Source organism: Rhizobium sp. YJ-22 (assembly GCF_029601685.1).
Lineage (GTDB): Bacteria > Pseudomonadota > Alphaproteobacteria > Rhizobiales > Rhizobiaceae > Metarhizobium.
The window spans coordinates 232,349-244,816 of sequence record NZ_JARRIR010000002.1 but is presented as its reverse complement, the minus strand read 5'-3'; the positions used below and the strand labels follow the sequence as shown (position 1 = coordinate 244,816).

The window sequence follows — 12,468 nt, the reverse complement described above, 5'->3', positions numbered from 1 at the left end:
CTTGTGTTTCATCCTTCGCCAAAACGTTAAAAATTCGTTTCTTTTCAATTGGGTGCATTCGTAACAAATCGAAAGAAACAGTGATTTGGAATGTCGTTCCCCGCCGCGTATGTAGAGGATGAAGACGATCGGACTCAGTGGTTCGACGTCACCGGAACAAGCGAGAGGCCCGCGTTCGGCAACGGATGCGAGCGGCCCGCGCAGCAGAGAAGGCGCAGTTTCATGCCGATAGGATTGTTGGGGTTTCAGACGACGATTGCCAGCCCGGTGGGGCTTGACGGCATCGGCGTGCATTCGGGAACCCCCGTCTCGATCATGTTCCACCCGGCCGAGGCCGGCACGGGCATCGTCTTCCAGCGGGTGACGGATGGTGAGGTTGTGGCCGAGGTGAGGGCAGTGTCCTCGCAGGTCGGCAATACCGATCTCTGCACCGTGCTCGGCGTTCAGCCTGACCATTCCATCGCCACCGTCGAGCATGTGATGGCCGCGCTCTACGCCATGGGCATCGACAATATCGTCGTCGAGGTTCATGGCGCCGAAATGCCGATCATGGACGGTAGCTCCGAGCCCTTCATCGAAGCCATCGAGCAGGTCGGTACGAAGACGCTCGGCGTCAAGCGCCGCTATATCCGCGTCGTCAAGCCGGTGCGCATCGAATCGGGTGCGTCCTGGTCGGAATTCCTGCCCTATGACGGAACCCGCTTCGAGGTGGAGATCGATTTCGAAACGCCGCTGATCGGCCGCCAGTCCTGGAAGGGCGACCTGACCGCCCAGACCTTCAAGGCAGAGCTGTCGCGGGCCCGCACCTTCGGTTTCATGCGTGATGTCGAGCGCCTGTGGGCCGCCGGTTATGCGCTGGGCTCTTCTCTGGAAAATTCGGTCGTCATTTCCGACGATCACGCCGTGATCAACATCGAGGGCCTGCGCTACAAGGGCGATGAGTTCGTGCGCCACAAGACGCTGGATGCGGTCGGCGACCTCGCCATGGCCGGCGCCCAGTTCATCGGCTGCTACCGTTCCTATCGCGGCGGCCATCGCATGAACGCCCAGGCGCTGAAGGCGCTGCTCAGCGATCCCACCGCCTACGAGGTGGTCGAGCCGCCGGCGGCTCGCCAGCGAGTCGGCGCCCGGGAATTCGTGGCGGTCAACGCGCCGGAATTCGCGCCCTGGTCGGCATAAGAAATAAAAACCCGAACTTCAAAGCCGCTTCCTCCAGGGCGGCTTTTTTCGTGCACGGATCATGCGCCTTGACCGACACGGGGGAAATTTTCAAATCTTTTCCTGTATTTGCAAAGCCGCATAAACGGACAATTGTGGCTTGCCTTGCCATAAAAATGCGTTAATGCCTCATCATTGCGTTGCTCTCCGGGTGCTTTTATGGCTAGAAACGCCAGCAGTTGAGTGCCGCGGAGCAATCGGGGCGGCAAGTGGGATCAGACCGAATGAAACGGACGGGGTCGTTGATGATGAAGAAGACGGCAAGAATGGTATGCGTTTCCTTGCTGCTCGCGGGGACGGCTGCCTTCATTTCCGGTTGCCAGACCGACCCCGATATCGACATCACCAAGCTCGGCGTCGAGAGCGATCCGCCGGAGACCCTTTACAATCAGGGCCTCGCCAACCTGCGCGCCGGCAATACGGCTGAAGCGGGCCGCAAGTTCGATGCCATCGACCAGCAACATCCCTTCACCGACTGGGCGCGCAAGGCGCTGGTCATGTCCACCTTCGTCAAGCACCGCCAGGGCAAGTATGACGAGGCGATCGCCACCGGCAATCGCTATATGAGCCAGTATCCGCATTCGGAAGACGCCGATTACGTGCAATACCTGATCGGCCTGTCCTATTCCAAGCAGATCGCCAACGTGACGCAGGACCAGCGCGCCGCCGCCAAGACCATCGAAGCGATGATGAAGGTGGTGCAGAACTATCCGAAGTCGCAATATGTCGACGACGCCCAGGCCAAGATCCGCTTCGCCCGCGATCAGCTCGCTGGCAAGGAAATGCAGATCGGCCGCTACTATCTGGAGCGCAAGGAATATCTGGCGGCGATTTCGCGCTTCCGCGTCGTCGTCGAGCAGTTCCCGAATACCAATCAGGTCGAGGAAGCGCTGGCGCGCCTCGTCGAGGCCTATTACGCCATGGGCATCGTGCAGGAGGCGCAGACCGCCGCCGCCGTGCTCGGCCATAACTATCCCGACAGCCAGTGGTATGCGGACAGCTACAAGCTGCTGCAGAGCGGCGGTGTCGAGCCGCGCGAGAGTTCCGGCTCCTGGATCGCGCGCGCCGGCAAGAAGCTGCTGCTGGGCTCCTGATTGCCGGATAAGCCATGCTCACCCAGCTATCGATCCGCGATATCGTCTTGATCGAACGGCTGGACCTGGCGTTCGAGTCGGGATTGTCGGTGCTCACAGGCGAAACCGGCGCGGGCAAGTCCATCCTGCTCGACAGTCTGTCGCTGGCGCTCGGCGGGCGCGGCGATGGCGGCCTCGTGCGCCATGGGCAGGACAAGGGCCAGGTAACGGCCGTGTTCGATGTGCCGATGGATCACGCCGCCCGACGCCTGCTGCGCGACAACGGCATCGATGACGATGGCGACCTGATCTTTCGCCGCCAGCAATCTGCCGATGGCCGCACCAAGGCTTTCGTCAACGACCAGCCGGTCGGCGTGCAGCTCATGCGCCAGGCGGGGCAGTTGCTGGTGGAAATCCACGGCCAGCATGACGATCGCGCCCTGATCGACACCGATGCACATCGGCAATTGCTCGACGCCTTTGGCGGTCTCGGCGACGAGGCGACCGGTGTCGCCGCTCTTTACCGGACCTGGCGCGACAGTGAGCGCACCCTGCGCAAGCATCGCGAGAAGGTGGAGAATGCCGCTCGCGAGGCCGATTATCTGCGCGCCTCGGTCGAGGAGCTGGAAGTGCTCTCGCCGCAGGACGGCGAGGAGGAGGAACTCGCCGAAAGCCGCTCGCGCATGCAGAAGGCAGAGCGCATTGCCGGCGATATTTCCGAGGCCAGCGATTTCCTGAACGGCAATGCCTCGCCCGTGCCGCATATCGCCTCGCTGGTGCGGCGGCTGGAGCGCAAGAGCCATGAGGCGCCGGGCCTTCTGGAAGATGCGGTGCAGATGCTCGACTCGGCCCTCGACCAGCTCTCCAACGCGCAGATGGAAATCGAGGCGGCGCTGCGCAAGACGGAATACGACCCGCGTGAGCTCGAGCGCGTCGAGGAGCGGCTGTTTGCATTGCGCGCCGCCTCGCGCAAATATTCGGTGCCTGTCACCGGCCTGCCGGCGCTGGCCGAAAAGATGATCGCCGATCTTGCCGAACTCGACGCCGGCGAGGAGCGTCTGGCCGAACTGGAGCGGCAGGTCGCCGCCGCCCGCGAGGCTTTCGACGCTGCCGCCCGTACTCTGTCCGACAAGCGCCACACAGCCGCCGAAGCCTTGTCCGAGGCTGTCATGGCGGAACTGCCGGCGCTGAAGCTGGAGCGTGCCCGCTTCACCGTGCAGATGACGACCGATGCCGGGCAGGCGACGGCGGACGGCATCGACGTGGCGGAATTCCATGTGCAGACCAATCCGGGCACGCGGCCGGGGCCGATCACCAAGGTCGCCTCGGGCGGCGAACTCTCGCGTTTCCTGCTGGCGCTGAAGGTGGCGCTCGCCGATCGCGGCTCGGCGCCGACGCTGGTCTTCGACGAAATCGACACGGGCGTCGGCGGCGCGGTGGCGGATGCCATCGGCCAGCGGCTGAAGCGGCTTTCCGATACTGTGCAGGTGCTGACGGTCACCCATGCGCCGCAGGTGGCGGCTCGGGCCATCACTCATTTCCAGATTTCCAAGGGGCTGGCCGCGCCCGGCAGCGACCGCGTCACCACCCGCGTGGTCACCATGGCTCCCTCCGACCGGACGGAAGAGATCGCCCGGATGCTCGCGGGCGAATCGGTGACCGAGGAAGCCCGCGCCGCCGCCAAGCGCCTTCTGGCCGGCGGTGTTTGAACGCTTCGCCAATATGCTGTTTAGTCGCTGCGGCATCTCCATTCCCCGCTTCCTTTCGGCGCGATAATCTCTAAAAGTTTCCGCGAAACCTTTGTCCGGAGTGATCGCCGATGTCCGCTGAAAATCCCAATGTCGATATCATGACGATGGAAGAGGCCGCTGCGGAACTGGCGCGGCTGGCGCGGGAGATCGCCCATCACGACGCCCTCTATCACGGCAAGGATGCGCCGGAGATTTCGGATGCCGATTACGATGCGCTGAAGCGGCTGAACGACGCGATCGAGACGCGCTTTCCCGAGCTGGTGCGCGAAGACAGTCCGTCGCGGCGGGTGGGCGCTGCACCCTCGGTCACCTTTTCGCCGGTCGTGCATGCCCGGCCGATGCTGTCGCTCGACAATACGTTTTCGGACGAGGATGTCAGTGATTTCGTCGCCAGCGTCTATCGATTCCTCGGCCACCTGCCGGATGATTCCATCGCCTTCACCGCCGAACCGAAGATCGACGGCCTTTCCATGTCGCTGCGCTATGAGAACGGACGACTGGTCAGCGCCGCGACGCGCGGCGACGGCACGACAGGCGAAAACGTCACCGCCAATGTTCGCACCATCGCCGAGATCCCCGACCGCCTGCCGACCGGCGTGCCCGAGGTCGTCGAGGTGCGCGGCGAAATCTACATGGCGAAAAGCGATTTCCTGGCGCTCAACCGGCAGATGGAAGCAGAGGGCAAGCAGACTTATGTCAACCCTCGCAACACCGCAGCCGGTTCGCTCCGCCAGCTCGACGCCAAAGTAACCGCCAGCCGCAAGCTGCGCTTCTTCGCCTATGCCTGGGGCGAGATGTCGGCGATGCCGTCCGATACCCAGTTCGGCATGGTGCAAAAATTCAGGGAGTGGGGCTTTCCGGTCAATCCGCTGATGAAGCGGCTGCATTCGGTGGCCGATATCCTGGCCCATTATCACGAGATCGGCCTGGAACGGCCGGAACTGGATTACGATATCGACGGCGTCGTCTACAAGGTCGATCGGCTGGATCTGCAGCAGCGTCTCGGCTTCCGCTCGCGCTCGCCGCGCTGGGCGACGGCGCATAAATTTCCGGCCGAGCAGGCGTTCACCACGGTCGAGGCCATCGATATCCAGGTCGGGCGCACCGGCGCGTTGACGCCGGTGGCACGGCTGACGCCGGTGACGGTCGGCGGCGTCGTCGTCACCAATGCGACGCTGCACAATGCCGATTACATCGAAGGCATCGGCAATAGCGGCGAACGCATCCGCCCCGAGGGCCACGATATCCGCATCGGCGACACCGTCGTCGTTCAGCGCGCCGGCGACGTCATCCCGCAGGTGCTGGACGTGGTGCTGGAGAAGCGCGCGGAAGATGCCGCAGCGTATGAGTTTCCCAAGAAATGTCCGGTGTGCGGTTCCCACGCGGTGCGAGAGCGCAACGAGAAGACCGGCAAACTCGATTCGGTGACCCGCTGCACCGGCGGTTTCGTCTGCCGGGCGCAGGCGACGGAACATCTGAAGCATTTCGTCTCGCGCAATGCCTTCGACATCGAGGGTCTCGGCTCGAAGCAGATCGATTTCTTCTTCGAGAGCGAGGATCCGGCGCTGCAAATCCGCACGGCGCCGGATATCTTCACGCTCAAGGCGCGTCAGGAGTCGTCGCTTGCCAAGCTGGAAAACATCGACGGTTTCGGCAAGGTCAGCGTGCGCAAACTTTTCGAGGCGATCGACAAGCGCCGCGACATCGCGCTGCATCGCTTCATCTATGCGCTCGGCATCCGCCATGTCGGAGAAACCACCGCCAAGCTGCTGGCGCGCTCCTACGGCACCTACGATGCGTTTGCGGTAGCAATGAAGGAGGCGGCGCCGCTTGCCGGCGAGGCGTGGAACGAACTCAACGCCGTCGAGGGCATCGGCGAGATCGTCGCCCGTTCCATCGTGGAATTCTATAAGGAGCCGCGCAATATCGAGGTGGTCGACCGGTTGCTGGGCGAAGTGCGTCCCGAGGCGGCGGAGCAGCCGATGACGACGGCAAGCCCGGTCGCCGGGAAGACGGTGGTGTTCACCGGCTCGCTGGAAAAGATGACCCGCGACGAGGCCAAGGCCGGCGCGGAGCGGCTCGGCGCGAAGGTCTCCGGCTCGGTGTCGAAGAAGACGGATATCGTCGTCGCCGGCCCGGGTGCCGGCTCGAAGCTCGACAAGGCGCGCGAATTCGACATCCGCATCATGGATGAGGACGAGTGGCTCGCCTTCATTGCCGAAGCCTGATCTTGGCGCGACGCGCGACAATGCCTATCTCTGGGGCGAAGTCCGTCGGAAGGGAAATGTCATGATCGGAAAGATTGTTCGCATGGGGTTTGTGGCTGCGGCGGTTCTCGCCGGCGCGGCGGCTGTTAAGGCTGAGGTGGTGGGCAAGGTTGGCGTCGACTGGATCGGAAACGATATCATCGTCGAGGCGGTGGCCGACCCCAAGGTCAAGGGCGTCACTTGCCATATCACCTATTTCGACCGCAGCGTCATCGACCGGTTGAAGAAGGGCAACTGGTTTGAGGATCCGTCCAACAACTCCATCGCCTGCCGCCAGACCGGGCCGGTCGAAGTCGGCGACATCGATCTATCGAAGGACGGCGAGGAAGTGTTTCGCGAGGGCATGTCGCTGATCTGGAAGAAGCTGGTCGTCAATCGCATCTACGACCGCACCAACGACACGTTGATCTATCTCGCCCATACGCGCGAACTGACCGACGGATCGGCGAAAATGGCGATTTCGACCGTGCCGCTTTATGGCCAGCAGGTGAACTGGGTGAAGGGGAAACCCTGATTCATGCGATATCTTGGCGATATACATCCAAAAAAAGTCGGTTGAGACCAAAACATTTTTGCACCTATCCCGCTAGGAGGCTTCCCCGAAATGGGAAAATGAGGCACCATCACCTAGACATCCACGCGGCCCCAAGGACGCTTTGGCGTCGTCTGTTCATGTCTTGCCCAAATTGTGACCGGTAAAGATACCCCATTTGCCGGAATCGGTTTCCGCCCCGCAGATCTCGGTCTCGGGGCGGATTTCGTTCCAGCTTGCTTCGATCAGCGGACGTAGATGACGTCGTTGCCGTCGCCGTCCTTGCCGATGCCGACGATGTTGGTCTCGTCGAGGCTCTGGGCGCGCAGCTGTGCCGCAATCGCCGGGTCGGCGCTGACGAAGCCGCGGGCGGCGGCGCGATGCACGGGATTTTGGGAATTCTGCTCGACGGTGCGACGCATCGGGTCGGTGGGCGCGAGATCGTTCAGGAAGACGACGCTGAAGGGTCGGTGGGCGCTGATCGAGCCCGTCGTCATCATGTCGGGCGCCATCGCTTCCGGCGGCATCATCCGGTCTTCGACGGCTGCGACATCGAAGCCGAGACGCGGGCCTTTCGCAGCGGCCGCGGCAAGGGCGGGGTCGATAGCGGCGAGCGTGGCGGCAAGTGCAAGAGCGGAGCCAATGGCAAGGGTCTTCATGACCGTAATCCTCCGACATCAGGGGACATCGCAGAGGAAACACCGGCAGAACCGTTCCGGTTCCGCCTTCTTCAGACTTTATTTACCATGAAACGAGGGAAAGGGGCGGCGACAACGCCTTCGGCCGCCCGGCCATGAGGCAGGGCGGCCTTCGAGGAAGAGCGGTGCCGCAGGGAAAGTCGGCCTGTGCGCTTAAGCGGCCTGGGCCAGTTCGTCGGCGATGACCGTATCCAGGTTGAGGAAGCAGACCATGTTCTTTTCAAGGGCTACGATGCCGCGGCAGAAGGCGCGCTGCGCATCCGGGATGACTTCCGGCGGCGGCTGCAGGTCTTCGCTGCGGATGGTCATCATGTCGGAAACCTGCTCGACCAGCAGGCCGACCAACTTGCCGGCGACATAGGTGACGATGATCGCCGAGCGCTCGGAAGGCTCGGTCATCTTCATGCCCAGGCGGCAGGCCATGTCGATGACCGGGATGACGGCGCCGCGCAGGTTGATGAGCCCGAGCACATAGGGCGGTGTATGCGGCATCGGCGTTACCGGCGCCCAGCCGCGGATTTCGCGGATGGCCATGATGTCGATGCAGAATTCCTGGTCGCCCAGATGGAAGGAGACGATTTCGAGATAGGATCCCGACTGCTTGATGGCATTGGACATGGTCAAAATTCTTCCCACTCTTCGCTAGCGGCGGCCGTCCTCGAAACGGCACTGCCGGATGTGAATGCCGCCGCAAGCTTGCCGGCGAGGCGTCTTGCGGGCGACGGTGCTGGACGCGAGGCGGCGCTTGCCGCCTGCGGGGCGCGAACGGCGCGGGCGCCGTCGCGGATCTGGAACTGGCCGACCAGTTGCGACAGGTTTTCGGCGTCGCTGGCCAGAGCGTGGCTCGCGGCATTGGTTTCCTCGACCATGGCCGCGTTCTTCTGCGTCGCCTGGTCCATCTGGCCGACGGCGCTGTTGATCTCGGTGAGCCCGACCGATTGCTCGCGGGCGGAGGTGACGATCGCCTTGACGTGATCGTTGATGCGCAGCACGTCGTCGTCGATCTGGCGCAGCGCATCGCCGGTGGCGGTCACCAGATCGACGCCGGTCTTTACCTCGGCGCTGGATTTCGAAACCAGGTGCTTGACGTCCTTGGCGGCGTTGGCGGTGCGGCCGGCAAGCTCACGCACTTCCTGCGCAACGACGGCGAAACCCTTGCCGGCTTCGCCGGCACGCGCCGCCTCGACCCCGGCATTCAGCGCCAGGAGATTGGTCTGGAAGGCGATTTCGTCGATGACGTTGATGATCGTGCCGATCTCGCTGGAGGCGCGCTCGATGCGCTCCATCGCCTCCATGGCGTCGCCGACGACGCGCCCGCCCCGATCGGTGCGGGCGCGGGTGTCGTCGACCATCAGGCTCGCCTCTTCGGCGCGGGTCGTGGTGGAGCGCACGGTGGCGGTAATTTCCTCCAGCGCGGCGGAGGTTTCTTCCAGCGAGGCCGCCTGCTGCTCGGTGCGACGGGCGAGGTCGTCGGCCGACGCGCGCATCTGGCGGCTGTTGGCCTCGATCGAGGAGCCGTTTTCGCGGATCTGCACCAGCACGTCGCTGAGCTTTTCGGTGGTGCGGTTGAAATCGAGGCGCAACTGTTCGAGATCGGCGCGGAACGGTCGCTCGAGGCGCACGGAGATATCGCCGTCCGACAGGCGGGTCAGACCGCCGGCCAGCGCCTCGACGGCGGCGTGAACGTCGCGGTGTTCGGCGGCCTTTTCAGCTTCGCGGCCCAGGCGCTCGCGTTCGCGTTCGCTTTGTTCGGCCTGGCTTTTCGTTTCCAGGTCGCGCTTTTCGAGGGCGGCGCGGCGGAACAATTCCGTCGCGCGCGCCATGTCGCCGATTTCGTCGCCGGCCTCGATTTCCGCGACCGGCGATTGGTAATCGCCGGCGATGATATTCTGCATGCTGTCGCGAACGCCCTGGATCCCGCGCCGCAGCCGGCCGCCATGCCAGGCTTGCAGGCCTATGACCGACAGAAGCGCCAGAAGTCCGCAGCCGATCTGGATGGCGAGCGATTGCGACGATATCGCCGTCGCCTCGGCCACGCGCCGGTCGACAATCTTGCGGCCTTCGACGCAAAGCGTCTGCAGCATCGCCGTGATGCGCGCACCGGCGCCATCGACCACGTCGTCCAGTTTTGCATAGTCTTGCGCCGGCGCGCCGGTCTCGACCATGCGCTTCAGTTCGACCGCGATGCTCGCCTGCAGTTCACTGACATCGGAATCGAAGGACGAGACGAGATCCGGCTGGCCGATTTCCTTGGCCACCGCCCGCATCTCGCCGGCGCCCTCGCGCAGGGTTTGCAGGGATCTCGCGATGATCTCGGCGCGGTCGGGCGAAATCGCGCGATCGTCACGATCGATGATGGTATCCATCGCCGTCAGCACGAGGTCCAGATTGGCGATGCGCATCTCGGTGACACGGTCGATATCGTGCTGGGTCGCGGTGGCGCGGTCGAGCGCGGCGTTTACGATGCCGTTTTCGCTCCAGCCGACGGCGATCACGGCGCCGAAGCCGAGGAGGGAGGCGCCGGACAACGTCAGAAGCCGCTGCCGCACCGAAAGGGACTGTCTAACCTGCCTGGACGTCATGGCGCACTACCTGGCGGCCGCGATGCCGCAAAACGATGTCGCTGGATACATGCGCAACGCCGATCCTTGATCGGCCGACGTGATGTCATTGCGGTTCCGGTCCGCCAACGCGATCACCAATGTGGCAAAGACTGCTTAAACTTTCGCTAAAAATTGACGCACCATGCCGATTCCCCGGGCCTTCACGCGCTTCTTGATTTGCAAGACCCGCGGGCAGCCGATATCAGGCGGGCAATCACATGCTGTCGAAGGGGGTCGGAATGTCCGTCAAGCGTTTCCGTATCATGATTTGGGTCGCCATCGTCATCGTCGCCGGCGTGCTCGGCTGGCTGACGCTGGAAATGACCAGAACGCGCCAGGACATCGCTGCCGGTCCCTACGGGGTGCCGTTCCAACTCGTCGCCCAAGACGGCAAGCCGATCACCGAGCAGGCGTTTCGCGGCAAGCCTTCGGCGGTGTTCTTCGGCTTCACCCATTGCCCCGAGGTCTGCCCGACCACGCTTTTCGAACTCGACGGCTGGCTCGCCAAGGTCGATCCCGACGGCAAAAAGCTGAACGCCTATTTCATCACCGTCGATCCCGAACGCGATACGCCGGAGATTATCGGCGAGTATGTCTCCAACGTTTCCAAGCGCATCGTCGGCATTTCCGGCCCGCCGGAAAAGATCGCCGACGTCATCAAGGGGTTCCGCGTCTACGCCAAGAAGGTTCCGCTCGACGAGAAGGATCCGAACGGCGACTATACGATGGACCATACGGCCTCGGTCTTCCTGCTCGATGGCGCCGGGCGCTTCGCCGGCACCATCGCCTATGAGGAGAACCCGGAAACCGCAGTCCAGAAGCTGGAAAACCTGGCGAAGAAGGGCTGATTCGCGCTTTTGACGCGAGGACGATTCCGGATTAAGACAAGCGCGGAAAACAAGGTTTCGGGCGGCTGCATCGGCCGCCTTTTTCGCATGAGAGAAGGTTGCCGTGGATATTCGCCTGTATGTGACGACGACGGAAGCGCGGGCCGGGGCGATCCTCGACCTGATGACGGAGGTGTTCGGCGAAGAGGATTTCGCCATCGCCACCACCGAGATCGACGAGCGCAAGGATATCTGGGAAGCCTCCGTCTACATGACCTTCGACGATGAGGCGCAGGTCTCGGAGCGGCTGCAGGCGCTGCTCTCGGCCGAGCATGGCGATCTTTCCATCGAGCGCGAGGTGATTCCGGATATCGACTGGGTGTCGAAATCGCTGGAGGGCCTGTCGCCGGTGCGCGCCGGGCGTTTCCTCGTGCATGGCTCGCATGACCGCGACAAGGTCGCCGTCAACGACATCGCCATCGAGATCGATGCCGGCCAGGCCTTCGGCACCGGCCATCACGGCACCACGGCGGGCTGCCTCGAGGTGATCGACCGGGTGGTGCGCTCGCGCACCGTGCGCAATGCGCTGGATCTGGGAACCGGCAGCGGCGTGCTGGCGATTGCCGTGCGCAAGCTCAAGCCAGTGCCGATTCTGGCGACCGACATCGATCCCGTCGCCACCGCCGTCGCGCGTGAAAACATCAAGCGCAACGGCATCGCCTCGGGAATCACCGTTGCGACGGCGCCTGGCTTTCATTCCGATGCCTTCGACAAGGCCGGGCCGTTCGACCTGATCATCGCCAATATTCTGGCGCGGCCGCTGATCAAGATGGCGCCGCAGCTCGTCACTCATCTGGCGCCGGGCGGCTCGGTCGTTCTGTCGGGCATTCTCGCTTCGCAGCGCTGGAAGGTGCTGGCCGCCTATAATGGTGCGCGCCTGCGCCACATCCGCACTATCTGGCGCAACGGCTGGGTGACCATCCATTTGGACAAGGCGCGCTGAGGCGCGCCTTTTTCATCCGGCCTTCTTCAAGAACCCCCAAAAAAGCAAAAGGCGGCGCCAGAGGCACCGCCTTGCTCGATCAGTCTGACCTGATCGGTGCCCGCGAGCCGGAGGAGGAGAATGCTCAAGCGGGCGTCTGATGCTCGACAATGTGGCCGGAGGAGGGAGGAGGAGTGACCGGACACATTTCGTTTCGAGCAAGCAGCTCTTTCATTTTCTTTCGACTTGGTTTCGTTCGAAACCGCTTCGTTGGCCGGCACTATACTTATTTTCAAAAACCGAAACAGAGCCGATTGCTCATGGGTGCCATGCGGCATCCGCATATGTCGATTATTGGACGTTGTTCGGTTGCCTTAGTTTCTCGCCCGAAACGGGAAGCCTGGGCGGGTCGTCGTCCCGGCGGCAAAACCGCCGCCTATATTTCCTGGAAATGCGCCGGGCGCATCCCTTGTTTCGAGGTGCGCCGGGAGAGTAGAAGTGGACGACATTTTCATGC

General features: G+C 63.1%; 10 protein-coding genes. 7 read left to right on the top strand and 3 right to left on the bottom strand.

Annotation, left to right across the window (positions count from 1 at the left end; translation table 11 throughout):
* Positions 1–222 precede the first annotated feature (222 nt).
* From lpxC to P7F60_RS05720, 5 genes are all read left to right on the top strand, one after another.
* Positions 223–1,179, top strand: a complete 957-nt coding sequence (gene lpxC, locus P7F60_RS05740) for a UDP-3-O-acyl-N-acetylglucosamine deacetylase (RefSeq protein ID WP_277916757.1) — start codon at positions 223–225, stop codon at positions 1,177–1,179.
* Positions 1,180–1,442: 263 nt separating this feature from the next.
* A complete protein-coding gene (locus P7F60_RS05735; protein ID WP_277916756.1) occupies positions 1,443–2,312 on the top strand; it encodes an outer membrane protein assembly factor BamD in 870 nt (289 codons plus the stop codon).
* Positions 2,313–2,326: 14 nt separating this feature from the next.
* Positions 2,327–4,000, top strand: a complete 1,674-nt coding sequence (gene recN, locus P7F60_RS05730; protein WP_277916755.1) for a DNA repair protein RecN — start codon at positions 2,327–2,329, stop codon at positions 3,998–4,000.
* 110 nt (positions 4,001–4,110) lie between these two features.
* Positions 4,111–6,270, top strand: coding sequence for an NAD-dependent DNA ligase LigA (gene ligA, locus P7F60_RS05725; RefSeq protein WP_277916754.1), 2,160 nt, complete (start codon positions 4,111–4,113; stop codon positions 6,268–6,270).
* Positions 6,271–6,331: 61 nt separating this feature from the next.
* A complete protein-coding gene (locus P7F60_RS05720; RefSeq protein ID WP_277916753.1) occupies positions 6,332–6,823 on the top strand; it encodes a CreA family protein in 492 nt (163 codons plus the stop codon).
* 263 nt (positions 6,824–7,086) lie between these two features.
* On the opposite strand, the gene P7F60_RS05715 is transcribed toward P7F60_RS05720, so the two are convergent.
* From P7F60_RS05715 to P7F60_RS05705, 3 genes are all read right to left on the bottom strand, one after another.
* Positions 7,087–7,500, bottom strand: coding sequence for a hypothetical protein (locus P7F60_RS05715; protein WP_277916752.1), 414 nt, complete (start codon positions 7,498–7,500; stop codon positions 7,087–7,089).
* Between the two features lie 192 nt (positions 7,501–7,692).
* A complete protein-coding gene (locus P7F60_RS05710; protein WP_277916751.1) occupies positions 7,693–8,157 on the bottom strand; it encodes a chemotaxis protein CheW in 465 nt (154 codons plus the stop codon).
* 2 nt (positions 8,158–8,159) lie between these two features.
* The gene (locus P7F60_RS05705; protein WP_277916750.1) at positions 8,160–10,121 is read right to left on the bottom strand and encodes a methyl-accepting chemotaxis protein; all 1,962 of its coding nucleotides are present in this window, start codon (positions 10,119–10,121) and stop codon (positions 8,160–8,162) included.
* Positions 10,122–10,381: 260 nt separating this feature from the next.
* On the opposite strand from P7F60_RS05705, the gene P7F60_RS05700 reads away from it, so the two are divergent.
* Together P7F60_RS05700 and P7F60_RS05695 are read left to right on the top strand one after the other, a co-directional pair.
* A complete protein-coding gene (locus P7F60_RS05700) occupies positions 10,382–10,990 on the top strand; it encodes an SCO family protein (protein WP_277916749.1) in 609 nt (202 codons plus the stop codon).
* Positions 10,991–11,093: 103 nt separating this feature from the next.
* Positions 11,094–11,972, top strand: coding sequence for a 50S ribosomal protein L11 methyltransferase (locus P7F60_RS05695; RefSeq protein WP_277916748.1), 879 nt, complete (start codon positions 11,094–11,096; stop codon positions 11,970–11,972).
* Positions 11,973–12,468: the final 496 nt, after the last annotated feature.